This is a genomic window from Paenibacillus sp. JNUCC32, assembly GCF_014863545.1.
Classification (GTDB): Bacteria; Bacillota; Bacilli; order Paenibacillales; family Paenibacillaceae; genus Paenibacillus_AQ; species Paenibacillus_AQ lautus_A.
Window position 1 is genome coordinate 1423894 of record NZ_CP062260.1, and the last position, 26310, is coordinate 1450203.

18 protein-coding genes are annotated in these 26310 nt (G+C 52.1%); 13 read left to right on the forward strand and 5 right to left on the reverse strand.

The window, feature by feature from the left end; all coding sequences use genetic code 11:
* Positions 1 to 120 precede the first annotated feature (120 nt).
* From JNUCC32_RS06625 to JNUCC32_RS06670, 10 genes are all read left to right on the forward strand, one after another.
* Positions 121 to 897 carry an ABC transporter ATP-binding protein gene (locus JNUCC32_RS06625; RefSeq protein ID WP_096774302.1) on the forward strand — a complete coding sequence of 259 codons (777 nt, stop codon included), beginning with the start codon at positions 121 to 123 and terminating at the stop codon, positions 895 to 897.
* 71 nt (positions 898 to 968) lie between these two features.
* A complete protein-coding gene (locus JNUCC32_RS06630) occupies positions 969 to 1988 on the forward strand; it encodes an aliphatic sulfonate ABC transporter substrate-binding protein (protein WP_096774301.1) in 1020 nt (339 codons plus the stop codon).
* Between the two features lie 37 nt (positions 1989 to 2025).
* Complete coding sequence (locus tag JNUCC32_RS06635) at positions 2026 to 2895, forward strand: ABC transporter permease (protein WP_192571427.1); 870 nt, start codon at positions 2026 to 2028, stop codon at positions 2893 to 2895.
* Positions 2892 to 3701, forward strand: coding sequence for an ABC transporter permease (locus tag JNUCC32_RS06640; protein WP_192571428.1), 810 nt, complete (start codon positions 2892 to 2894; stop codon positions 3699 to 3701). Before JNUCC32_RS06635 ends, JNUCC32_RS06640 begins: the two co-directional genes overlap by 4 nt.
* A gap of 48 nt (positions 3702 to 3749) precedes the next feature.
* Entirely contained in the window at positions 3750 to 5120 is a 1371-nt protein-coding gene (locus JNUCC32_RS06645) for an LLM class flavin-dependent oxidoreductase (protein WP_192571429.1), read from the forward strand.
* 174 nt (positions 5121 to 5294) lie between these two features.
* Complete coding sequence (locus JNUCC32_RS06650; protein WP_096774297.1) at positions 5295 to 7043, forward strand: RNA polymerase sigma factor; 1749 nt, start codon at positions 5295 to 5297, stop codon at positions 7041 to 7043.
* 250 nt (positions 7044 to 7293) lie between these two features.
* Entirely contained in the window at positions 7294 to 8037 is a 744-nt protein-coding gene (locus tag JNUCC32_RS06655) for a GTP pyrophosphokinase (RefSeq protein ID WP_015736042.1), read from the forward strand.
* Positions 8038 to 8567: 530 nt separating this feature from the next.
* The gene (locus JNUCC32_RS06660) at positions 8568 to 9965 is read left to right on the forward strand and encodes a protoporphyrinogen oxidase (protein WP_192571430.1); all 1398 of its coding nucleotides are present in this window, start codon (positions 8568 to 8570) and stop codon (positions 9963 to 9965) included.
* A complete protein-coding gene (locus JNUCC32_RS06665) occupies positions 9962 to 10534 on the forward strand; it encodes a DUF1697 domain-containing protein (RefSeq protein WP_096774295.1) in 573 nt (190 codons plus the stop codon). The genes JNUCC32_RS06660 and JNUCC32_RS06665 overlap by 4 nt, the downstream gene beginning before the upstream one ends.
* Positions 10535 to 11314: 780 nt before the next feature.
* On the forward strand, positions 11315 to 16525 hold the full coding sequence (locus JNUCC32_RS06670) for an S-layer homology domain-containing protein (protein WP_192571431.1): 5211 nt from the start codon (positions 11315 to 11317) through the stop codon (positions 16523 to 16525).
* Between the two features lie 152 nt (positions 16526 to 16677).
* Here the strand turns inward: JNUCC32_RS06670 and JNUCC32_RS06675 are convergent, their stop codons facing one another.
* Both JNUCC32_RS06675 and JNUCC32_RS06680 read right to left on the reverse strand, forming a co-directional pair.
* Positions 16678 to 17907 (reverse strand): aminopeptidase, encoded by a 1230-nt coding sequence (locus tag JNUCC32_RS06675; RefSeq protein ID WP_192571432.1) that lies wholly within the window; start codon positions 17905 to 17907, stop codon positions 16678 to 16680.
* 39 nt (positions 17908 to 17946) lie between these two features.
* Entirely contained in the window at positions 17947 to 18330 is a 384-nt protein-coding gene (locus JNUCC32_RS06680; protein WP_009591074.1) for a MerR family transcriptional regulator, read from the reverse strand.
* A 207-nt stretch (positions 18331 to 18537) separates the two neighbouring features.
* Here JNUCC32_RS06680 and JNUCC32_RS06685 point away from each other — a divergent pair, with 207 nt between their 5' ends.
* Positions 18538 to 20130: an MDR family MFS transporter gene (locus JNUCC32_RS06685; protein ID WP_192571433.1), complete on the forward strand. Its 1593-nt coding sequence runs from the start codon at positions 18538 to 18540 to the stop codon at positions 20128 to 20130.
* A 74-nt stretch (positions 20131 to 20204) separates the two neighbouring features.
* On the opposite strand, the gene JNUCC32_RS06690 is transcribed toward JNUCC32_RS06685, so the two are convergent.
* From JNUCC32_RS06690 to JNUCC32_RS06700, 3 genes are all read right to left on the reverse strand, one after another.
* Positions 20205 to 21026 carry a carbohydrate ABC transporter permease gene (locus tag JNUCC32_RS06690; protein WP_015736036.1) on the reverse strand — a complete coding sequence of 274 codons (822 nt, stop codon included), beginning with the start codon at positions 21024 to 21026 and terminating at the stop codon, positions 20205 to 20207.
* A gap of 17 nt (positions 21027 to 21043) precedes the next feature.
* Positions 21044 to 22003, reverse strand: a complete 960-nt coding sequence (locus JNUCC32_RS06695) for a carbohydrate ABC transporter permease (RefSeq protein ID WP_015736035.1) — start codon at positions 22001 to 22003, stop codon at positions 21044 to 21046.
* Between the two features lie 81 nt (positions 22004 to 22084).
* A complete protein-coding gene (locus JNUCC32_RS06700) occupies positions 22085 to 23341 on the reverse strand; it encodes an extracellular solute-binding protein (protein WP_192571434.1) in 1257 nt (418 codons plus the stop codon).
* A 481-nt stretch (positions 23342 to 23822) separates the two neighbouring features.
* Between JNUCC32_RS06700 and JNUCC32_RS06705 the strand changes: the two genes are divergently transcribed.
* Complete coding sequence (locus JNUCC32_RS06705) at positions 23823 to 24554, forward strand: metallophosphoesterase family protein (protein WP_036661230.1); 732 nt, start codon at positions 23823 to 23825, stop codon at positions 24552 to 24554.
* A gap of 311 nt (positions 24555 to 24865) precedes the next feature.
* Entirely contained in the window at positions 24866 to 26296 is a 1431-nt protein-coding gene (locus tag JNUCC32_RS06710; RefSeq protein ID WP_192571435.1) for an SWIM zinc finger family protein, read from the forward strand.
* Positions 26297 to 26310 lie beyond the last annotated feature (14 nt).

The following is a 26310-nucleotide window of genomic DNA, read 5'->3' on the forward strand; positions in this document are numbered from 1 at the left end:
ATCACGCAAAGGAACAAGTACGACGATTGAGCGTACTTTGAGCAGCGTGATATCTCTTTTTTTTCACCTCTTAACCAAGTAAACAGGTGTGAATAATTATAATATGGGATGGTGAGGAAAATGTCAGCAGACACATTGATTATTGAACAGGTAAACAAAATTTTTCAAGCCCCGACAGGGAATGTTACGGCGCTGAAAGGCATTGACTTGCGGGTTCGTAAAGGGGAATTCATCACATTGATCGGACCGAGCGGTTGCGGGAAGAGCACCTTGCTCAAAATCGTTGCCGGCCTGGATACATCGTACGAGGGAAGCGTCCTGCTGAATGACAAGCCGATATCGGGCCCAAGCATCGAGAAGGGGTTTATATTTCAAGAGCCGCGCTTGTTTCCATGGCTGACGGTGGAAAAGAATATCGCAGGCAATTTATCGCTGAAGCAGAAGGACGTCCGGAAAAAGGTGGATGAATTCATTGAGCTCGTTCGGCTGAAAGGCTTCGAGAAGGCATATCCCAGGGAGCTGTCGGGAGGGATGGCCCAGCGGGTAGCCATCGCCAGGGCGCTGCTGCGGAATCCGGACGTGCTGCTGCTGGATGAACCTTTTGGCGCGCTGGATGCGTTCACTCGCTCCCATATGCAGGAGGTGCTGCTGGACATCTGGCAAAATAACCGCACGACCATGCTATTTGTTACCCATGATCTGGATGAGGCTGTGTTTCTTGGCGAGCGGGTCGTCATTATGAACCCGAGACCGGGCCATATTCGTTCCATCCTGCCGATCGATCTGCCGTTTCCGCGGAAACGGACCGGATCCTCCTTCCAGGAGCTGCGAACCAAAGTGCTGCGAGAGTTCGAGAAAGTGGAAGAACCGGAGTTCGATACCGGTGCAGGAATTTAATCGGTCCAGGGTTGTCGAGCGTCAAACGAAATGAACGATAGAGAACGAGAACAGGGGGAGAGAATCTGATCATGAATACAAAGAAAAAGAACGTCGCCATTATGCTATTGCTTATCCTTTCCGTCTTCGCATCCGGCTGCGCCGGGGCAAACAGCCAGCCCGCGGCTGAAGCCGTCAAGAAGGGAGCAGACGGCAAATACACAGATTTGACCGTACGGCTCGGGGTCCAGGGAAGCGGCGGTTTGTTCGGCAAGGCGCGCGAGGAGAGATGGTTCGAGGAGGAGTTCGGCAAGCTAGGCGTCAAGGTGGAGTGGGCAGAGTTTCAGAGCGGCCCTCCCATGACCGAAGCGATGGCTTCGAATCGTCTGGACTTTGCGGGGCTCGGCAATATGCCGATTATCGCCGCCCAGGCGGCCGATATTCCGTTTAAGGTTATCTCCCAGAGCTTGCACGGCCAGAAGAATGTGGCCATCATCGTGCCGCCGGATAGCACTGCGCAGACCCTCAGTGATCTGAAGGGAAAGAAGGTAGCGGTAACCAAAGGGAGCAATGCCTTTAACTTTTTGTACCGGGGATTGGCGGATCAAGGACTCAAGGTATCCGACATCGAAATCATTCAGCTTCAGCCCGACGAAGCCCAGCCTGCATTCGAATCGGGCGGCGTCGACGCCTGGGCAACCTGGGACCCGTACATTACCTTGAACACGCTGACAGGCAAAGGCAACGTGCTGGCGGACGGCGAGCAGCTTGGCGTCCTGTCGCCTTCGTTCAATATCGTGCGGAAGGATTTTGCCGATCAATATCCGGATTTGGTCACGCTCTATCTGACCGTGCTGAACAAGACTCTCGCCTGGGAGAAAGAAAACGAAGCGGAGGCGATTAAACGTTACGCCGATGAGCGCGGCATCCCGCAGGAAGTCATTCAAGGCACGTTTGACCGTTCAAGGTCGATCAACATTCCCGTAACGGATGACATCATCGCGGAGCAGCAGAAAACCGCCGACTTCCAATTCGAGCAAAAAACGATCCGCAAAAAAATCCAGGTCAAAGAGGTGTTTGATAATCAGTACATTGAGGCTGCAACCCAATAAGCGGCACATCATCTGAAATTGAAAGGAGGTAGCGCTTATGCTCCCGGAAGGGATCAGCAAAGGGGCGGTTGTCGTGACCGCCGACCCCGTCGAAACCCGTCTCCGTCCTAAGCGGATTGACCGCAGGTTCCTGTTTAAACTTACCCATGCATGGATCGGCTGGCTTGTTCCGCTCTTTATCATCATCGCGTGGCAGGCGGCTGGGGCCATGGGTTGGCTCAATCCGATCCTGCTTCCGACTCCGCTCGATATCTGGAAGGAATTCGTTCATTTAACAAGCTCCGGCGAGCTGATTCGCCATTTGGGCATCTCATCCTGGCGAGCGCTGCTCGGGTTTCTGCTCGGCGGCAGCCTCGGTTTGGCCGCGGGGATATGGGTTGGTTTCTCGTACAAGGCCGAGCGGCTTGTCGATCCTACCTTGCAAATGCTGCGGACGCTTCCCCATCTGGCCATTGCGCCGCTGTTCATTCTATGGTTCGGATTCGGGGAAACCTCGAAAATCCTGCTTATTGCCAAGGGCTCGTTCTTTCCGCTCTACGTGAACACATTCCTCGGCATCCGCTCCGTGGACAACAGGCTGTTTGACGTAGCCCGCGTCCTGCAATTCAGCCGTTGGGATATGATCCGCAGGCTGATCGTTCCCGCTTCGCTGCCCCATATTTTCCTCGGCATACGCCTCTCGATCGGGGTGGCATGGCTTGGCCTGGTTGTGGCGGAGCTGATGGGTTCCAGCTCCGGCATCGGTTATATCATCAATGATGCGCGTTCCTTCTCCTGGACCACGGTGGTCTTCGTTGGAATTTTGGTGTTTGCGCTCGTCGGGAAGCTGTCGGATTCCCTCGTCAAAGGGCTCGAAGGCAGACTTCTGCGTTGGCAGGACAGCTATAAGGGAGGCGACTCGTCATGAGAAGTCATGCAGACACTTCAGAAACAGGGGGGCGGGACTGGCTGAAGGCCATTCCAAAGCCCCTCCATGCCTGGCTTGTGCCCGCAGCGATCTTGGCTTTATGGCAGGCAGCCGGCGGATTTGGCTGGATTTCGGCGTCCCTGCTGCCTACTCCGCTTACGATAGCCAAGCAATTCTCGAGTTTGGGGGCCAACGGCGAGCTGTGGGAGCATTTTCGGATCAGTCTCCTTCGAGCGCTATCGGGCTTTTTGCTGGGCGGCTTGACGGGGCTGGCTCTGGGATTGTCCACGGGGCTTGGCAAAATGGCGGAGCGTACGCTGGACCCTTCATTTCAAATGCTGCGTACCGTACCGTTATTATCGCTGATTCCGCTGTTTATTCTATGGTTCGGCATCGGGGAATTCTCGAAGATTCTCATGATCTCCCTCGGAGCCTTTTTCCCGATCTATGTAAATACCTTCCTTGGCATTCGCAGCGTGGATGCAAAGCTATATGAAGTATCGAGGATCTTTCAATATTCAAAGCTGCAGCTGCTGATCCGGTTGATCGTACCGGCTGCACTGCCGAACATCTTGCTTGGCATCCGCCTGTCGCTCGGCGTTTCCTGGCTTGTGCTGGTCGTAGCGGAGATGATGGGGACCAGCGCGGGCATCGGATACATGATTCAAGACGCCCGAGCCTATTCCCAAACGGACATTGTGTTTGTAGGCATTATTATTTTTGCAGTCGTGGGCAAGCTCTCCGATTCCGTTGTACGCCGGCTGGAATCCAGGCTGCTGGGCTGGAGAGAGACATATAAGGGCTGATCAAGGATGGTTGGCTGACAATTTTATATGAATTGGAGTGGTACGAAGATGGGGACAACCAACCGCAGAGATCATCAGATGCACCTGGGAGCGTTTATCTATTATGCAGGACATCATCACGCCGGATGGCGTCATCCAACCTCGGACGTGGAGGGCATGTTTGGCATTGAGCTGTATAAGCAGCTGGCAGCCACGGCAGAGCGGGGAAAGTTCGACATGATGTTTTTTGCCGATTTGCTGTACGTGACCCAGGTCGAAAATTCCGCTTCCGGCATGCTGGACCCGTTAACGCTGTTATCCGCACTCTCCGCCGTGACGGACAAACTGGGGCTGACCGCCACGGTCTCCACAACGTACAATGAGCCATATAACGTGGCTCGGAAATTTGCTTCTCTCGATTGGATCAGCGGGGGAAGAGCGGGCTGGAATATCGTGACGTCCCAGCTTGACATCGAAGCCCACAATTACGGCAAGCCGGAGCACCCGGAGCATGGCTTGCGTTACGAAATGGCACGCGAGTTTGTTGAAGCGGTTACCCGGTTATGGGACAGCTGGGAAGACGATGCCCTTGTGCTGGATCGGGAGTCCGGGAAATTTGCCGATGGAGCGAAGGTGCGTTCCGTGGACTTTAACGGGCAATGGTATTCCACGAAAGGCCCGCTGAACGTTCCGAGGCCGCCGCAAGGCTACCCCGTCCTGATACAGGCCGGTTCTTCCGGTCCGGGACAGGACTTTGCCGCTCAATATGGCGAGGTCATCTTTACGGCACAGCAGTCCAAGAAGGCAGCGCAGGCGTTTTACGCCAGCGTGCACTCGAAGCTGTCCCATTATGGAAGAGCAAGCGGAAGCCTGAAAATCATGCCGGGCCTGTCGCCTGTCATCGGCTCAACCGAGGAGGAGGCACGGCGCAAAGCGCAAGAACTGCTGGAATTGATTCCGCCAGCTTCGGCGATCGCCGTTCTGTCCGGGTTCCTGAATTACGACCTGAGCGGTTATCCGCCGGACCAGCCGCTCCCAAGAAACATCCCGGACCCCGTGGCCGCATCCAACGGCATGAAAAGCCGGGTCCAGTTATATATGGACATGGCTTATCAGGATAATCTGTCGATCTTAGAGTTAGGAAGAAAGATACTGACCTCGAGAGGTCATATGCCATTTGTCGGGACGCCCGAGCAGTTGGCCGACATGATGCAGGATTGGTTCGAAGGTTATGCCTGCGACGGATTTAATATCATGCCTCCGGTGCTGCCGGGAGATCTGGACGAGTTCGTGGATGCGGTTATCCCGGTGCTCCAAGAACGGGGCCTGTTCCGTTCCGAATACAGCGGCCATACACTGAGGGAGCATCTGGGCCTAACGCGTCCTGAACCGGGACATTTTCGCCGGGAGGTTCAACAGGCCGCCGCGGATGCCATATAAGCGTGAAAAGGCGGGGAACGTTCCAAGCGACCGAGGGTTCAGGTCAGCTTGGGACGTTTTTTTGGTCGCTTCAAATGCAAAAAAAGCTATACTATTTCTCGAGTGATATTGTCAGAAATGACGATCTTTTCAGGTCATATAAGTAGTCAACGATACGAAAGAGGGTTCGAGCAATTGGAAACGACAGCAGACAGTGCGATTCAATGGGATGAGATGGAAGATGACGAGCTGGTGAAATACTCGCAGGCAGGGGAACGGGAAGCATTCGGGGAGCTTGTTCGGCGCCATCGCTCCAAGGTGTATGGTTATGCCAGAGCGATAACGCGGGAGTCCTACTTAGCAGAAGACGTGGTGCAAGATGCCCTGATCCGAGCATTCATGCATCTTGGCAAATTGGTGGATGCCCGGCGCTTCCTTCCATGGATGCACCGCATCGTCCGGAATCAGGCCTATACCCGCCTTAAAGGGAGCTCCGCGTGCAAAGAGCAGACTTTCACCGAGCTAGAAGGCATGGGAAGAGTTAACGGTTCGGGGAGTCTGGAGCAATGGAACGATCTGGACAGCATTCTGGGCAGGCTCAACCATTCCGCAAGCGAAGCGGCCTCGGGTTTTAACGTACCGGAGGAGCGCATCGTGCAGCAGGAAACGCTGCGTGCTTTAACCGGCATCATTCAATGCCTGAAGCCGCGCGAAAGGCTTATTTTCGAATCCCATTTTTTCGATCAGCTGTCCCCGCAGGAAATTGCCGACTTGTTTCAGCTCTCTTCGGCCAATGTGTACCAGATTATTTCGAGATCACGGAAAAAAGTGATCCAAGAAAAAATCCGCGTTACCGTTGACTCTTATATTAAGACGAGAAGGGACCTGGGAATTATGAAGAAGAACATATTGCCTTACGAAGGACCGATGAAAGAAACCAAAACCTGGACATCCGCAGCGGATGCCACGTACAAAATGCTTCAGTTTACAGACCGCAAGCTATCGCTTCCGATGGTCATGGGGCTGACGGGGCATGCATTCCGGATCAATATCATACCGAATGATGTCCATATCGCGGGCCCGACCGCCTATTTTTTCGGCGAATCTTTATCCCGCGGCCTTCATAATATCGGCTTCCATTCCAAATTCGTCGACGGCATGTCGGACGGCATCGGGACAAACGCCAATCTGCTGGATCCTGCCCTTATGGAAAAGGGAGCGATGAATAAACGCAGCATTCATCAAGAGCTGCCAAGAGCCCTTGATTTGATCCATGCCTCATTGGATCGCGGATATCCCGTCCTGGCCTGGGATATTTTCTTTCCGGAGTTCGGAACGCTGTACGGGTACGATGACGAGACGAGAACCTTATATGCGGAGGAGTGCGGAAGAGTCGATACGCTGCCTTACGAAAATCTGGGCAAGAGCGTCTTGGAAGAAATATTCGTCTTGGCGATTGAGGGTTCCGTGGATTTGACGCTTCGGCAGCAGCTGCGACTGGCACTGGAAACCGCCACCGAGTTATATGAAGGAAAGGAAAACGCGGTGCCGACGGCTGTGAAGGGAATCGCCGCCTACGATGCTTGGATTGAATCGCTGCATGGTCGTGAAATAGAGCCGAATGGTCATGCTTACAACATCGAAGTGCTGCGGGATGCCCGGTACTATGCCGCCGAGTTCTTCAAGGAACTGGTGAGCGCTTGGCCGAAAGCCATGGAGGACGGTCCGGATCTGACGGCATCGTTCGAAGATGCCGCCGCGCTGTATACGGAGATCTGTAAGAAGTTCAGTGTCCTGCATGGGATGTTTCCATTTCCGAAGGGTGGCGAGCCTAATTCGGCAGAACAAGCAGCAACGGCGATATCGCTGGTAGAGGAGATCAAGGCCTTGGAGATCGAAGCAGCTGCGAAATTGGGCCAGATGTTTTCTACATTGTCCTCCTGAATCCAGGTTGGTTTAGCGGCTTAATCCTTGCCGCAATGATTGGAATGAATAAGCATAAGATAAAGACGCCTGCGACGTTTGTAGTTGCGGCGTCTTTTTGACGTTATTGCACTAAAGTTGCAGTCGCACCTCAATATCAACTACTATTTAAAGAGGGACAGAACTTCTAGAATGTTAGCAACGCGTTTTGTTTTTATTTACTACTCGAGTCGTCACGGCTCTGAATCACACAATCGAAAGGAAGTATCCCATGAATTCTTTGCAAATCGAACAGCTCAAAATCATTCGGAACGAAATTACCCGATTCATGATGAAATACAAATTCGCCTTAGATGAGATCGAAACCAAGATGGAGATATTAAAAGAAGAGTTTCAGGCTCTTCATGACTATAGCCCGATCGAGCATACGAAATCCCGCCTGAAATCGCCGGAGAGCATCATGAAGAAGCTGCTTCGCAAGGGCGGAAACATATCGCTCCGTTCCATAGAAGATAACATTAAGGACATTGCGGGTTTACGAATCACCTGTTCATTCATTACCGACATTTACAAAATCAGCGACATGCTGCAGAATCAAAGCGATTTAACGGTCCTGAACGTCAAGGACTACATCAAGAATCCGAAGCCGAACGGATACCAAAGCTTGCATCTGTTAGTGGAAGTGCCCGTCTTTTTCTCTGACCGGGTGGAGAAGGTATGCGTTGAAGTCCAGATTCGAACGATTGCCATGGATTTCTGGGCGAGTCTGGAGCATAAGATCTTTTACAAATATAATAAGTCGGTTCCCCAGCACCTGCTCGAAGAGCTTAAGAAGGCGGCGGATACCGCCAACGCGCTGGACCGTCAGATGGAGCAATTGCATCGCGAAGTGCAGGCCATTAAGGATTCGGAAAGCGACGATTCGCTTCTTGAGGAATTAAAAAGCATCCAGATCAACAACCGCAAGTATGAGCTCCCGGCGGGCTTGCTCGAAGTATTGACGGAGGATAATTAAGACGTACCCGGGCGGCGCAAAAAAGGAATGCCTGACCTGTTTCATCGCCCTTGCACCGGGTATATATATCCTAAGTGGGAAGTGGAAACACATCAACACCAGACGGATAACAAGACGTTAAGTCGGAATTACCGAAAGGATTTGATACCCATGTACAACGAAACAAGGAATAAGGACGACACAGCCTGAATTATTCCGGCGTACACCTTAAGCTATTAAAGCAATGGAATGATAGCGTCAGAATGGATATAACCGCTTCCCACGAAAAAAACTCTGCGAGTGATCTCGCGGAGTTTTTTGCTGTCGACGACCATCCCAGCACCTGGATCATGAGTGCAGCACGAACAATTATAGCTTGTTCAGGGGCGATGTCCGGGAAATCGGTGGCTGTGAACGGTTCTGTTCACAATATTGAGGGAATGGCACCCGACGAATGAACGGCCACTATGATATACTTAGGAATTGGATACAATGGTAACGTAACATTATATATTATTGATATAAACCTACATAATAGAGGTGTATGTACAGTGACAACTACCGTAGTCATCGGCGGCGGCATTACCGGACTTTCGACCTTATATTATCTGCAAAAAGAGCTGAAACAGCATCGACGGGACATGGACTTGGTGCTGGTTGAGGCAAGCGATGTGCTGGGAGGCAAAATCCGAACCGTCCAGAACGGTGAATTTATTATGGAAACCGGAGCGGATTCGATCGTATCCCGGAAAACGAATGTGGCGCCGCTTCTGGAGGAGCTTCAGATAACGGACCAGGTTGTGTACAATGCCACGGGGACTTCTTTCATATATACAAACGACGGCCTAAAAAAAATCCCCGAGGAGAGCGTATTCGGCATACCGCTTAGCTTGAAATCCTTGACCGAAAGCGAGCTGGTATCCGCGGAGGGGAAGGTAGAGGCGCTCAAGGACTATTACACGCCGAATGAGACGTTCACCAAGCATGATTCCCTGGGAGAATTCCTTGAGTCCTTTCTAGGAAAGGAAATTGTTCAGAACCAGATCGCTCCGGTCATATCGGGCGTCTATTCCGGGGAGCTCCATGACCTGACCATTGCGTCCACATTCCCCTATTTGCTGGAGTACAAAAATACCTACGGCAGCATCATGGGCGGTTTGGCCGAGAATAAACAGAAGTTCCTTGGCACCGGCAATAAGAAATTTATTTCCTTCAAAGACGGTGTCTCGGTTTTGATTGACGCACTGGAACGGAGCCTGACAGAAGCAGGCGCGAAGATCTGCAAGGGCGTTGCCGCTGAGAAGCTGGAGAGAACGCCTAACGGCTATCGATTGATGCTGGCGAACGGCGAACAGATGGAAGCGGATTTTGTTGTAATAAGCACGCTGGGATCAAGCGCGAAAGAGCTGCTGGAAGATCCGCGGCTTCACGAGGATTTTGACCAATTGTATACGAAGTCGCTCATTAGCGTGTATCTGGCCTATGATATTCGAGATGAAGAGCTTCCTTACGACGGCACGGGATTCATTACGGCCAAGGGGACGAAGCTGAAGTGTGACGCATGCACCTGGACGAGCCGGAAATGGGAGCACACCTCCGAGAATAATCGGCTATTGATGCGATTGTTCTACAAAAGCTCCAATCCGTATTATGACCAATTAATCCGATTGTCGGACGAAGAATTGAAGCATGTCGGGATGGAGGATATCCGTCAGAGCTTAGGTTTAGAGGCTGAACCCGTGTCCTGCGAAGTTACCAAATGGCATGAGAATATGCCGAACTATCATCTGAAGCACAGGCAGGTCGTGGAGTCGCTGGAGCTCGCAATGGAAGACCTTTATCCTAACGTGATGCTTGCCGGCTGTTCATATTATGGCGTTGGGATCCCGGACTGCATCGCGAACGGCGAGAAGACGGCAGGTATGATCATGGAAAGGATGCTCAAATGACCATCTATATCGCTTTGCTTCGAGGAATCAACGTCGGCGGACACAATAAAATCAAAATGGCCGACTTAAGAAAAATGCTTGAAGGCATGGGCCTAGCCCGCGTGCAAACATACATTCAGAGCGGAAACGTGCTCTTCGAATCTGCGGATTCCAAGGAAACGCTGCAGGTCCAAATGGAGCAAGGAATACAAGAAGCGTTCGGCTTCCCGATAACCGTGATACTCAGAACCTCGCAGGAAATCGAGGGCATCGTCCGGCATTGTCCTTTTTCGGAAGAAACGATACGTGCGGCGGAGGCAGCATCGGAGTTTGAGAGTCTTTATGTTGCCATGCTGCCGGAAGCACCGACTCCCGATGACGTTGAGAGATTGAGGCTCTACGTGAACGATAAAGAAACTTTTGAAGCGATCGGAGAAGAAATCTATTTGCTGTTTAAGGAAAGCGTTCGGAATTCCAAGCTGGCGGCGCAAATGGCAAAGTTCGGCGTACCGATGACGATGCGGAATTGGAAAACCATGAACAAGCTGGTAGAGCTGTCCCGAACGATGCAAAATGAACAGCCGCTATAGTGGATTCAAGGTGACGGAGGAGGCATTAGCGGCATCCGATTTCGAAGGAAATTTGGGCCGGCGTGTTTCACTTCCCGTGGACCGGGTAAATATAGAACAAGTGGGAAGTGGTATTGTCAATCGACGGACGGAAGAACATCATGTCATTCCGAAAGGCAGTTGATTCGCCATGAACACTCGCAAAAGGAGAAGGAGAGCGAAGTTTCTTCGATTCTTTTCAGGTAAGGCACCCTAGCAATTGGAAAATTGCTGCATAATGAATAATAAAATCGCTTCCCACTGATAAGGATCCTGCGATATCATTCGCGGGGTCTTTTTTTTGTGCGGATTAAGCAATAGTTACAGTATGTAAGATACGCCGGAGCGGGAGTTGTTGCTCAAAGATGAATTGAAAATAAGTCGTTCATAGTGCTGAAGTATCGAACAATAGAGGTTGTTGGATCCCGAAATATGTACCTTGAGAAACGGATGAGCCATATGCCATGGACAGAAAGACGCGGCGTTAAGTTGTCCTATTGTACTAGAGGTTCAGCGAATATCGGGACCTTTATATCATTTATCAAATTTTACATAAAGTGGTTTAAAAAACGATCGGAATATGCAATTATTGATCTTGGGAGGTGAAGAGGAAAAGGACCCCTCAAGGGGAAAAGCCTAAGTTGAAATCGCGAGGGATGTTATGTTGAAAACGCTTTAATTATAATTTGGAGATCCCATGGAGACCTGGAGAATTGGGAAACTGAATTGATTGCTCAAAAAATCATTTCTAGGAGGTTTTCCATGTCTAAGATCGTCCTTAAACGATGTATTTCCTGTTTCTTGATTCTTTGTATCGTTATGTCTGCCTCGTTTACTGCTCTCGCAGGACAAGCTTCCGCCCAGACACCCACTGCGCTTAACCCAGTGCCCGAGCTGCTGATCACCGAGCTTGTGCCTGATTCCACGAACGTAGGAACCGCCGACGGTTACGAATTTATCGAGGTTTACAACAATTCCGATCAAGCCATCGATTTCAGCAATTATAAGATACGCTACCGTTACTTGGAGAGCGACACCCTGTGGGCTCATGTACCCGACGAGGTGACCATTCCATCCGGAGGCACGCTGGTCTTCTGGATCATAAACGGTCAGAACAGCAAATCCACGATTGCTGATTTTAATCATAATTACGGTACCAACCTGAACGAAAACACCGATGTCGTCAAAATATTCTCAGGCGGCATGTCTAATTCGCGCATGCGGGAGCTCGTGGTCGCAACGAACACCGGCCGCCCGGTCGTGTCCGCGTTTTACAACGACGGTGAAGTTCATAACGGTCCCGATCAGGGAATCTTCTATAAATATCCCGAAGACGGCAGTCTAAAAATGCAGCGGATCTCCCAGCTGGAGCATAAGGCTACGCCGGGTTCGCTCGCGCATTCGGAAGTGCCCGCGGAGCCGGTACATATCGACGTGACCAAGGAGCCGTCCGTTGTCAATCGGACGACCACCACGAACGTGGAGCCGGGAGACAATCTGGAAATCGCCGCAGAAGCGCACGATGACCGCATGGTGACATCGCTCGCGTTATCGTATCGTGTCGACGGACAGAACGATTACAAGGTCGTACAGCTTCAGGAAGGACAGCAAGGCTATCATCATACGATACCTTATCTGGAGCTGCTGGGACATGCCAAGCTGGAGTATTTCTTCACGGTGTCCAACACGTTTAAGAAAGTGGAGAGCCCTAAATATGAGGTTGATCTCAAGGGCAGCGGTGCAAGCGCGAGCCTGAACGTTAAAGATCAACAAACGGTTACGGGCATCACGTATATTCGGGGTGCAGCTGATGGGGCTGGGCCTTCCGATTTGGAGCTTCAAGTGGACGGAACGCCGGTTCAAGGCACTCCCGCCATGGAGCATTCCGCCTATTTTATATTTGAAGGCGACGGCATTGACGATGGAATCAACACGGTAACCATCGGCAAGGAGGTTCTATTCGAGACGGAGGCGAACATTGACGGTTATCAAACCATCGTGGTCCCGATCGAACCGCAGTGGCTGACAAGCGGATCGAACGAAATTACCCTTCGGGCCGGCGATAACGAGAAGACCTACTTCGAAGACGACAAGCCAACGGGCAATATGGATGATTTCAATGCGCGCAACGTGCGGCTGCTCTTGGGCGACGGAACGGAAATCCGGGATCCGCAATATAGCGATCCCGCACGGATCCATGACCTTGGCGACGATGGACGTTTCCTGCCTTTCGTAGCTTTTCAATTCGACATTCCTGCCGAAAAAGTAAATGCATTGTCCTACGCATGGGATACCTCGGCCGTCTCGGACGGAACGTATTCCATTCAGTTGAAGGTCAAAGGTCAGTCTGAAGCAGCTGCCGATGTTCTGGTAGATAACAACGGACCGGAAATTAGCGCAACCGTTGAAGAGGGCAAGAGTTACAAGGGCGGCATCCCGATCGATGTGACCGTCACGGATCGCGTATCGGGCGTGGACCGGGTCGAGGTTACGCTCGATGGACGAGCCATCCAGCTGCCGTACAATACTTCCTCGGCTGAGCTTGAACCAGGCGATCATAAGCTGGAAATTCGCGCAGTGGACAAGATCGGCAACCGCTCGGAACGAACCGTGACGTTTAACACGGCTCAGGAGCATCCGAATAAACCTGTGTTGGTGTCGCCGGCAAATAAGGAGAGCGGCACCGGGCTGTCGCCGGAGCTGAAGGTTCAAGTCAGCGATCCATCGGATGACGAGCTCGAGGTCTCCTTCCATCAGGCTTATTCGTATCATGCTTTAAGCGGGGATCGGGTGAAATTGTCCAAGAACGCTTCGGACGAAGAACCGCCAAAGGATAGATTCCCTGCGGGCGAAACTGTGCTGACCGAAGAGGAATTGAAGCGGGTATCCGAATCCAACGATGAATATGTCACCGTAGATTCAACGTCTCAATTCCCTTACATCCGGTTCGAGGCAGAGCTGGAGCATGCCGTCGAGCCCGGCGACAGCGTCGAAGTCGCTTGGGAAGGACACACGGTGTCCGGCCGCAAGGTCACGATGTATGCGTGGAACCACAAGCTGAGCAAATGGACGGAAATAACCAAGCATATTGCCCAGTCTGAAGATGATTTTACGCTTCGAGGCGAACTGACGGCAGCAGACTATGTACAGAATAATAAAGTCGATGTGATCGTACAGGATGAAATTCCTTCCCGAGGGGATTATGATTACACCTTTGTATGGGTATCCGATACGCAGTTCTTGACGGAGCTCTATCCGCATATTCAGCAAAAGCAGTTCGAATGGATCGTTGATTCCATCGATGAGATGAACATCAAATATTTGTTCCATACCGGTGATATCGTGAATGATCCAACAGCCGAATACCAATGGAAACGTGCCGATGCTTACATGAACATGCTGGAGGATGCCAAGCTGCCGCACGGCGTGCTTGCCGGGAATCATGACGTGGGCAGCTACGATTGGGATTACACGACCTACGGTCAATATTTCGGGGAAGACCGTTATAAGGATCAGCCCTATTACGGAGGCTCCTACAAGAACAACCGGGGACATTACGATCTGGTCTCCGTCGAAGGCAACGACTTCATCATGATGTATATGGGATGGGGCGTCGAAGACGAGGATATCAAGTGGATGAACGAGGTTCTGGCTGAATATCCGGATCGTATCGCTTTCCTGAATTTCCATGATTACATGCTCGCGAACGGAACGCGTTCCGGCGTAGGCAATAAGCTGTACAAGGAAGTAGTCGTCCCTAATCCGAACGTGGTTGCCGTATTGAGCGGCCATTACACGGGAGCCAGCCTGCTTAAGAACGAATTGGACGATGACGGTGACGGCAATACGGACCGAACCGTGTATCAGATGCTGGCGGACTATCAAGGACATGCGGACGGCGGCAGCGGATATTTGAGACTGCTGCATTTTGATAAGGAAAGCAATCAGATTTACGTGAATACGTACTCTCCTTACTTGGATAAGTACAATTATTATACGAATCCGGGCGTGGATGAATTTACGATGAACCTGGATCTTGAGCCGAAACTGAAGCGGGTAGCCACCGATTCGATCCAGGTGAATCATCTGAGAGGAGAGGCCATCGGTACGCCGCAAAAGGCAGCGAGCGGCACGGAGGTTACTCAGCCGTGGGCAGGACTGTTATCCAATGGAACCTATTCCTGGTATGCCGTCGCCCAAGATGAATTCGGGGGAAGAACGGTATCGGACGTATGGACGTTCACAACGGATGAAGGGGGTCTCGCGGCCCCAACCAATCTGAAAGCACTTCAGGTCACGTCGTCCTCGGTTCAAATCGGCTGGGATCCTGTGAACCGTCCGGACCAGCAAGTCGTGAGCTATCATGTGTATCAGGACGGACAGCAAGTGGCCACCGTTACGGACAGCGTATACGAAGCGACAGGGCTTACGCCGGATACGCCGTACGAATTCAAAGTAACCGCCTCGGATCAGCATGGAGCGGAATCGCCACCAAGCGAGATCTTAACGGTGATCACGAGTGCTGTAGACGTTCCGGGTGCGCCGGTATGGACGCCCGGGGAGTTGGAATTTTCGGAGATCACATCGAACCGTGTAACCATGAGCTGGCCGGAGGCGGCTGCAAGCGATGGCGTGGAAGGATATCGCGTATATATGAAAGGCCGGGAGGAACCGGTGGTGACCGTGACCAGCGATGTGTATTCGCATACCGCAGCCGGGCTTACGCCGGATACGCGTTATCATTTTACCGTCAAAGCTTATAACGCTGCCGGCGAGAGCCTGGGACTCCATAACTCGGTCACGACTTCGGCTGCAGGAGTGGACAAGAGCGAGTTAATCGGATTAATCGCCTCGGCGCAGCAAAGGCTCGACGAAACACGGGAAGGCTCATCGCCAGGGCAGTATCCGGCAGGCGCAAGGTCAGCGCTCCGTGACGCGATTGCAAACGCCAGCGCCATAGCGCAGCAGGATCATGCAACTGCGAAGGATGTCAAGGACGCAATGACCGCACTGCAAGCCGCGATCCGCGCCTATAACGCTTCGGTGATCCCTTCATCCGAGAATCCTCCGTCATCGGGATCGGAATCCTCTGGCGGTGGAGTCCCCTTGTCCGGAAACAATCAATTAAAAGCGCTGGAAGTCATCATTGGCGGCGTAGCGGCTGCATTAACCCCTGCGTTCAACGAAAGCACGACGGAGTACCGGCTTGAAACGGATGCGGAATCCGTGCAGCTCCGCGTTGGGGCTGCGCATGGCAAGGCCGCTGTCCTTCTGGAAGGAGAGCCTCTGAAGAATGATCAGGTCATCAAGCTGAAGGAAGGGGATAACGTCCTGAAGCTGGTGGTTCGGGCCGAGAACGGTGCGACCAAAACCTATCAATTAACCATACACCGTAAGGCGAAAGCAGGGACAGAAGAACCGAAGCCGGAACCCCAGCCGGTGCTGTTAACCGACATCGGCGGACATTGGGCTTCATCCGCGATTGAGCAGGCGGTTTCGCTCGGCATCGTTGGCGGCTATCCGGATCAGACCTTCAAACCGGACCGTCAGGTCACGCGTGCCGAATTTATGGTGATGATGGCAAAAGCACTGAAAGGTCAAGCGGGATCTGAGAAACTGAGCTTCAAAGACAGCTCCTCCATCGGATCCTGGGCGCTTGAAGCGATTCAATGGGCCGTATCCGAAGGCATCGTGAAAGGATATCAAGACGGGACATTCAAACCGAACGAATCCGTTAACCGTGCGGAAATGGCGGTGATGATCGTACGCTACCTAGGCCTTACCCAGCCAGGTGCCGGAACGGACTTCCGCGATCAGCAGAATATTCCGGCTTGGGCAGAGAAGGAAATCGCAGCCGCGGTCGAGGCCGGCATCGTGAACGGACGTTCGGGTAACCGGTTTGCACCTCAGGAATCTGCGACCCGTGCGGAAGCGGTCATGATGATACTTCGGATGCTGGAGCATGCAGAGTAAAGTAACCATACGAATGTAGAACATAGAAAAAGGCGGACATGGAGCAATTGCTCCAGTGTCCGCCTTTTTTACAGTTGTAGGCTTAAAGGGTTGCCCCTGGTCATATGACGCCAAACGGCACGCTAAGGAGCCCCAATTTACCCAAACGAACTTTAGACCCACCGTCCACCGCGGAATACGGGTTCAATCGTACCGTCCGCCAGCACGCCGTCAATGTCCAGTTCAGCGGAACCGATCATGAAATCGACATGCGTCAGACTGACATTGGCTCCGCGAGCCAGCAGTTCTTCCTTGCTCATCTTGGTGCCGCCTTCGATATTCACGGGATAGGCGCTTCCCAGCGCAAAGTGGCAGGAGGCGTTCTCATCGATGCCGGTGTTATAGAAGACTCGGTTTAGCTGCGAGATCGGCGAATCATGCGGCACGAGTGCCATCTCTCCAAGATACGAGGCGCCCTCGTCCGTTTCCAGCAGCGTCGTGAGATGCTCCCGTCCGGATTCGGCTTCATATGCAACAACCTTGCCGTCCTTGAACGTGAGCTTTATGCCTTCCACCAGGCGGCCGTTCAGATTCAGCGGAAGGGTACTGGATACGGTCCCGTTCACGCCCGTGCGATGAGGCATTGTATAGATTTCTTCGGTGGGCATATTCGCTACGAAATACACCCCGGCCTCATTCTCGTCACCGCCGCCGAGCCAAAGGTAACCTTCCGGCATGTCGACGCGCAGATCCGTTCCCGGCGCACGATAGTGGAAACTCTTGTAGCGTTTGGCATTCATGTGGTTCTGGCGCAGCTTCAGTCCGGCGATATGATCCCGCCACGCGGCTACCGGATCTTCGCTGCCTACCCGATTCATCAGGAATACGGCATCCCACATCGCTTGGATGCGCTCTTCTTCGGGGAGGTCCGGGAATACTTTATTGGCCCAGGCTCGGGTAGGCGCCTTAATGAGCGACCAGCTGATCTTATTGTTACGGACGTATACCTGATATTTTTCGTTAGCCATGGCAGCAGCCTTAACGGCTGTAGATACTTTTACCGAATCAATGCCGCGGAACAGCTCGGGATCCGGAACCTTAATGCGCAGAATGGCTCCTCCGCCTTCAGCGAGCTGCTGCATGGCGTCGGCCTGCCACTGCGGATAATAATGGAAGGAGTCTTCCGGTGCCTTCTCATAGCGAATTCGGGTGATTTTTTCGTCTTCCCAGTCGACTTGCACATATTTGGCGCCTGCATCATATGCTTTGGCCACGATGCGGCGTGTCAACTCTACGGTCTCGATTGGAGCATTGATGATCAGCACTTGGCCCGGTTGAACGTTTACGCCAACCTTCACGACCAGCTCCGCGTATTTCTCCAGATTTTTCTCGAAATTGTCCATATGTAGATATCCTCCATTTCAGATGTACACTTCATTCTATCACGTTGCGGAGGGCTGCTGCTGACTCTTCTTTTTGCCAAGGGTCCGGGAGATTTGCCTTTCCAGCAGGTGTTTCAATTCATGGAGCGCTGCAATCTGACTGTCCACGCTGCTTAATTTGTCCTCATAAAAGGAGAGCATTTCTTCGCAATATTCATAATCGTCCGGCGAAGCGACTTCACCGCGAAACAATACGCGAATTTGATCCGTGGTCAAGCCCAGCTTTAAGTACAATTGGATCATTTTGACCCGTTCGATGGCGGACGCGTTAAAATGGCGGTAATCATTATCGAGTCTATCGGCTTCCAGCAGGCCTTTTTGTTCATAATGCCGGATCGAGCGTGCGCTGACCTGGCTACGCTGCGATAATTCACTGATCTTCATATCACATGACCTCCTTGGCATGAGCTAAGATAAACCGATTATACGCTACCCCGCATGCGAACATAAAGCCATTAGGCTGCTTGAATAAGAGAGTTTGATAAAAAATAACGGAATCGGGGACAAAAGTGTGACAGTCACCTGTCATACTTTTCGATTTACAATGACTGCAGTACTAAGGAAACCTACTTAGAAGGAGTGTATGAGAACTTGAAGACACAAACAGCCAACAACAACAAACTGCCCATCGTGCTTGCCGGCCTGCTGCTCGGCATCTTGATGGCCTCCATGGACAATACGATCGTAGCGACCGCCATGGGAAACATCGTCGGGGAGCTCGGAGGACTTGATCATTTCGTATGGGTGACCTCCGCGTATATGGTTGCCGAGCTTGCGGGGATGCCGATCTTCGGCAAACTGTCCGATATGTATGGACGCAAAAAATTCTTTGTGTTCGGGATGATTGTATTCATGCTGGGCTCCGTGCTGTGCGGTACGGCAAGCTCCATCACGGAGCTGGCGCTGTATCGGGCCGTGCAAGGCGTAGGGGGCGGAGCGCTCATCCCGATTGCATTCGCGATCATGTTCGACACCGTGCCGCTGGAGAAGCGCGGAAAGCTCACCGGTTTGTTCGGAGCCGTCTTTGGATTATCCAGCATTTTCGGGCCGCTCGCAGGCGCTTATATTACGGATCATATTACCTGGCAATGGATATTCTATATTAATTTGCCGATCGGCATCGTGGCCTTCCTGATGGTGACGGTATTCTATAAGGAATCGCATGAACGTTCCAAACAGCCGATCGATTGGAAGGGAGCAACCACGCTCCTTGCGGGCGTGATCTGTTTCATGTTCGCGCTTGAGCTTGGAGGGAAGCAATGGGCATGGGATTCCTGGGTCATCCTGGCTTTGTTTGGCGCTGCCGCCGTCATGCTTGTGCTCTTCGTGCTTGCCGAGAGAAGGGCGGAGGAGCCGATCATCTCGTTTCATTTATTCAAGAATAAACTCTATACCTCAAGCGTGCTGTGCGGCTTGTTTAGCGGAGGATCCTTCATCGTGGCTTCCGTTTACATTCCGATTTTCATTCAAGGCGTGCTCGGCGGAAGCGCCACGAACTCGGGGCTGGTCCTGCTGCCGATGATGGTGGGCTCGGTCGTCACGGCGACGGTCAGCGGTTTTCTGATGAGTAAAATCTCGTATCGCAGCATCATGATCCCGACGCTGATCCTGTTTACGGGAGGGATGGTGCTCGCTTCGACGTTAACCGCGGAATCCAGCAGGTTCATCGTTACCCTGTACATGGTTCTGATCGGGCTTGGCATCGGCGGATCGTTCTCCGTGCTGGGAACGGCGGTCATGCATGGCTTATCCTATAAACAGCGCGGGATGGCGAGCTCGACCTTCAATTTCACGCGGTCGCTTGGAATGACCATTGGCATTACGGTGTTCGGGTTGATCCAGAGCCGATCCTTCACCGGTTCCTTAACATCGGGATCGGACGTGATGAACACCGGTGGGCTTCCTGAAGGATTCGATCTTAAGGATCCTCACATCTTATTGGCACCGGAGACGAGATCATGGATTCCGTCCGACCTGCTCAAGCCGATCTCGGACACGCTCGCTTCCTCCATCGCGGCTACGTTTGCCTGGGCTATCGTTCCTGCAGCGTTAGCGCTTCTGGCAGCAGCCTTAATGGGACGCAAAAAGCTGGATGAAACGGCAGAACTGAAAAGGGAGGAGACAGCCGATTCAGCAGAAGAGGCAGGGACGAAAGAAAATGAACAGCTGGTCATGGTGCCGTAGCGCGTACGTCTTGGACCGGAATATTGAAAGGAGCTGCCTGTCAGGCATAACACCTGGAGGCAGCTCCTTTGCCGTTAACTCTTAATCGCGCCTGCGGCGATATCGGAAATGAATTGCTTGCTGATGAACAAGAACATGACGATCAGCGGGATGACCGCGAGCAGCGTGCCGGCAATGACCATCGAATAGTCGGTGGTATATATTCCGTTTAATGATGATAACGCAACCTGCAAGGTGAACTTGTTCTCATCATTTAGAATGATGAGCGGCCACAGATAGTCGTTCCATACCCCGATGAACGTGAAGGCGGCCAAGAACGATAAAGCGGGCCGAAGAATCGGCAGCGATATGTTCCAATAGAGGCGGAAGAAACCGCAGCCGTCGATTTTACCGGCATCGAGAAGCTCCGAAGGCACCGATTCCTGTGCATACTGCCTGATCCAGAAGATTCCGAAAGCGTTGACCATTCCCGGTATGATCAGGGCCTTGTAGGTGCCCACCCATCCGAATTCTGCCATAATGACAAACGAAGGCACCAAGGATAATTGTGCGGGCGCCATCATGGTGGCAAGCAGCAGCACAAACAGCCATTTTTTGCCCGGGAACTGGAATTTGGCGAACGTGAATCCGGCCAGGGAATCGAAGAATAAGACCAGCAGCGTACAAGCGGAAGCGACGAACAGGGTATTCCAGAAGGCGCCGAAGAAGTCGATGCTGCTCAGCACCCTCGACACGTTATCCAGCAAGTGCGGACCGAACCATAGTTTCGGAGGAAAGCTGTAGATATCCGAAGTGGTGCGCGTCGCCATCACAAGCAGCCAGTAGAAGGGAAAAATGGATAAGATCAATCCGGCGATCAACCCGGTGTGCAGCAGAATGGATTTCCATTTGAACATACGATTCACCCCCATTTTCAGTCATTGGAAGGACTGCCCTGCACCATTTTCCAGTTCACGATGGAAAAGAGGGCGATGAGCAGGAACATGCCCCAGCCGACGGCAGCGCCATATCCGAAATAGTTGTTCACGAAGGCTTCGCGGTACAGGTAGAGGACGATGGTCATCCCGCCGCCGCTTACGCCGCCGTCATTGCCGACCAGCACTTGCGGCTCGGTGAAGATCTGCATGCCGCCGATGGTTGACGTAATGACCGTAAAGAGAATGATGGGCCTTAGATTGGGAATGGTGATTCTGAAAAAGGATTGAATGCCGGTGGCTCCGTCGATCTTGGCTGCCTCGTACAGAACCGTCGGGATGCTCTGCAGCCCGGCAAGATAGATGATGGCGTTATATCCCGCCCATCTCCATATAACCATGACCGAAATGGCTAACTGAATGCCCCACGTCTTATTCAACCATTCGACGGAGTTGAGGCCGAGCAAGGACAACATATAGTTGAGGAGACCGTAGTTGTTCGAGAAGACCGTGCCGAACACGATGGCAACCGCAACAAGCGAGGTGACGTTGGGCAGGAAATAACCGATGCGAAAGAAGGTGCGGAAACGGACGAACGATGCATTTAGCAGGAAAGCCACGACCAGCGCGATGAACAGCATCGGTATCGTGGAGTAAATCCAGATCAGCAGTGTATTGCCGACGGCTCTCCAAAATTCCGGATCGGTCAGCATGAATTGATAGTTATTGAGACCGTTATAGGTCATCTCGCCGATGCCGTCCCATTTTTGAAAGGACAGGAACATGGAAAAGGCGATCGGGAACAGCCCGAAGATGGCAAATAGAATGTAAAAAGGGGATATCGCCAAATATTCTTTGCGGTGCTTCCAGATCTGTGCAGACAGTCGGTCTTGGGATTTCGGATGCTTGGGAACAGGCTTCTGTTCCACGGGCGTGCGATTCAGCATTGGATTATCCATCGTACTGTACCTCCTGTAGCGGTTGGTATTTAAGTACTCCTAACAATCGGAAAGCCATACCTCGCAAAACAAGAACCTTGGTCAGCGCAGCAGTTCTTTTTTGACCCTGGCCAGCGCGTCGGCCCAGGCTTTATCGGGATTTTTGCCCTGAAGGGCAACCGAGGACAGCTCTCGATTGACAATGCCGTTGACATTCGCGAACTTCCCGCCGAAATAAGCCGGCTTAACGTTTCGTGCAGATTCCGAGAACACCTCGCCGGTCGCCTGATTTCCGAAAAATTCTTCGGGTTCCTTCATGACGGGTGCATCCAGCGCGTCCTTGGCGGAAGGGAAGAGGTTGATCTTCTTAAAGGACTGAACCTGATTTTCCGGGTTCTGAATGTATTTCATGACATCAAATGCTTCCTGCGGATATTTACTTGTCTTCATAATGGCAAGGAAGGAACCGCCGTTGTTGCCGTCACCGCCAGGTGCACGGGCTACCCTCCATTTGCCGGTGGTGTCCGGCGCCGCCTGCATGAGTATTTCCTTCATCCAGACCGCACCGACAAAGGAAGCGACCCGCCCGTTGTTCATGGCGGCATTCCACTCTGAGGAAGAAGTGTTGACGTTGGCGCTCAGCTTCATTTGGGAGGCCTTTACCGCCGTATCCCAGGCCGTTTTCATCGAGGATTCCGCAGACTCGCCGATGAACGTTCCATCCTCGGCAAAATAGATGCGATCGGATTGGGCGTTGATTTGGGTATAAATGTTCGTGATGTTATCGAGCATTTTCACTTTTTGATCAAAATGCTCCTGCAGCTTCTGTCCCGCCTCGAAATATTGAACCCAGGAGCCGAGCTGCTCGTGGACATCTTCCGGTTCGGTCGGAAGTCCGGCTTCCTCGAACAAATCCGCTCTGTAGTATAAAGCCGTTGGCCCCGTATCGATCGGCAGGGCGATCATGGCGCCTTCCGGCGTAACGCCGAGCTTCCATTTCCAATCCAGGAAATCCGGTTCGATTTCTTTGGCGCCAAGCTCATACAGATCGTAGAAGCGATCCGAACTCGTAAACAGCTCCGCCACCCAGTCGTTAAATGCGACGATGTCCGGCCCTCCGGAGCCGGCGGCCAGCGTTGTTTTTAATTTCGATTTGAAGTCGCCTCCGATTTTTTGCGCGTCGATGCGGATACCCGGAAACTCCTTTTCAACAGACTTAATCAGCTCATCGTCCAGGCTTCGGTTCCAATACCAAAGTGTAAGCGTTTTCGTTTTTTCGGTTGAAGCATTTCCCGTACAACCGCTGATGATCAAGACAAGAATCAGTAACCCTAAGCTAACCATCCTGCGTGTATTCACTATCGTCAGCCTCCTAACGTGGTGAAGTCGGTGATGCTTAAATCTTATTCAGTTACCAAGCTTGCGTGAGTAAAAATATATGATTACCTTAATACAATAGACTAAAAATTAAAACATCCAAAATAAGGATTTGGCACGTTCCGGCGTATAATTGCCTCCTTCCAATGCACGTTATGTACTGCGGATGTAGTTGAAACACGCATCGCGTGCCCGAACGCTTCCGGACGGCAATGCATGGAACGGCAAAACCTCCTTCCTTTGACTTTCTTATAGAATAGCTTCAAACTATTTTCATTATAAGTTAATATTGTATGGAAAATGAAGTGCTGGATTGGTAAATCCAAAGACCTGATTTTGGGGCACGGCGTGAATCGCTGAACCGGTTCATCCCTGGCTAAAAAGAGACATAGGATGAATATACGAAAAGCAACTCCGCCATAACCATAGCAAACCGAAATAAACGAAGTTTGGAGGCCGGCTGATGGCGCAATTTGCATTAATCTCCGACATACACGGAAATATCCCTGCACTGGAGGCAGTTCTTAGGGATATCCAACGCCGCGGAATAGAAACCATCTATTGCCTGGGCGACTTGATCGGCAAGGGCCCGCACGGCGATGTGGCGGTGGATATGGTACGAACCCATTGCCAGCAGGTCATTAAGGGGAATTGGGACGACTTTATTGGCAATGAGACCGATGATCCGTCGCTGCTATGGCATCAGCATAGACTCGGAAGCGAGAGGCTGCAATATCTTGCCGGCCTCCCTTATGTCATAGAATTCATGATGAGCGGTAAATGGGTCCGGCTGTTTCATGCTTCGCCGCGAAGCGTGTACGAACGGATCCAGCCCTGGGATGACCAGGAGAAGCGGGCTACCTTGTTTCACAGCTCCCCGCTGTGCGGCAGCCCGAGAATCGCGGACGTCGCCGGTTACGGCGATATCCATAATGCCTATCACCAGCATCTGGACGGGAGAACGCTGTTTAATACCGGCAGCGTCGGCAATCCACTTGAAATGCCCGAGGCGTCTTACGTCGTTCTGGAGGGAGTCTATGGAAGCGAAGATCCCGCGCCGTTAAACATTCAATGCATCCGTGTGCCGTATCCGATCGAACAAGCCGTGCAGGATGCGTTGGAGTCCGGCATGCCCCACCCTGAATCGTATATTCTCGAGATTCGAACAGGGCGGTATCAAGCGCGAAAAGACTAACGGCATCGGAGACAAAAGGGATAAGCGAACGCCGGAGGCGATCTTTAAGTCCGCATTGCGCGCGTTCGTCTACTCCTGGATGATAGCAAATTTCGAAGAACCGGCTAAGCCGGCTCTTTTTTATTTTAACGGCAGCATAGTATTACAATATGTTCCATTTAAGGAGGAGGATGATGGATTAAATAGGAATGGGTGTTCTTAAATAGGTCTTTAGAAGGGTAGGGAGCAGGGCGAAGATTCGATATGATTAAACGTAATGGATATTATTGCTGTTTATTGAACGCAGCGATTTGATTTAGGAGGGTATGAGTTTGGTCGAGATTACAGAGACATGGATCGATTCGCAGGCACCGAATAGCGCCGCCATTAAGAACGGGCAAGGTCTGGTAAAAAAAGGACGTTTCCTCAAGCTGCATCATTCCGAGGATCAAGCCGTGTTGTTCGGCACTTGTGCCGGCAGCGGAAGTTCCGATTACCAGCCGTCCGCCGATTTTGCGGTGCCGGAGAAGCCGGTCATGCGGTGCACCTGCCCGAGCCGGCAGTTTCCGTGCAAACATGTGCTTGGACTGCTATATGCTTATGCAGGCGGAGCGTCGTTCACCCCCGCCGAGGTGCCGGAGGATTTGGCCGCCAAGCGGGAGAAGGCGGAGAAGCGGGAAGAGCGCAAGCTCAAAGAAGCAGCCGAAGGAGCAGCACCCAAACCGAAGAAGGTTAACAAATCGGCGTTAAAAAAGAAACTCCAAGCGCAGCTGGAAGGCTTGGACGTATTGGAAAAGCTTATACACTCGTTGATCCGGAACGGTCTCGGGACATTGGACAAAAAAGAACATAAGCGGATCCAGGAGCATGTGAAGCAGATGGGCAATTATTACTTATCGGGTGCTCAGACGGAACTCCGCCGCCTGGCGCTGGTTCTGTCATCCGAAGACCAGGAGAAAGCTTATACATATGCGGTGGGGCAGCTTGCCGTCATGAACGCAATGATCAAGAAGGGCAAACAGTACCTGACCACAAAACTTGAGGATCCGGATATGAGGCTGGACCACGAGTCGACGATAGAGGAATGGCTGGGGCATGCATGGCAGCTGACCGAGCTGCAGAGCTATGGGTTAGTGAACGAAGGAGCAGAGCTGGTGCAGCTTTCATTTCTGAGTTATGCCGACGATGCGCGGCTGGAGCATGTGGATACCGGATATTGGATCCAGAAGGACAGCGGCGAAATCCACCGAACGATCCAATACCGTCCTTATAAAGCCGCCAAGCTGATGCGGGAAGAAGACAGCTTCTTTGATAAAGCCCATGTCCCTGTACTGTATCGCTACCCGGGAGATATGAACCGGCGTGTTCGCTTTGAAGAAATGACCTCAAGTCCGGTAACGGAAGAGGATCTGGAATGGATTCGCAACCATGCGGCAGGTTCTTATGCTGAAGCCGTTAAAAAGGTGAAGAACCAGCTCAAGAATCCGCTAAGCGACAGCAACCCCGTCATGCTGCTGCATGTATCCGGGATCGGCCGGAACGCTGAAGGGCAATATGCCATTACGGATGAATCCGGGCAGTCGATCGGGCTGGCCGATGTGTATATGGAACCAACCGTGCCGATGCTGCGGTATTTGCCGGAGGAGAAGCTGAGCGGCGTATCCATGCTGGTTATGTTTGAGCACAACCTTGCGACGGGCCGTCTCTGGGCACAGCCGCTAAGCATCATTACGACGAACGAAATCATCCGGCTATTGTACTAAGCAGGGTAACGAAG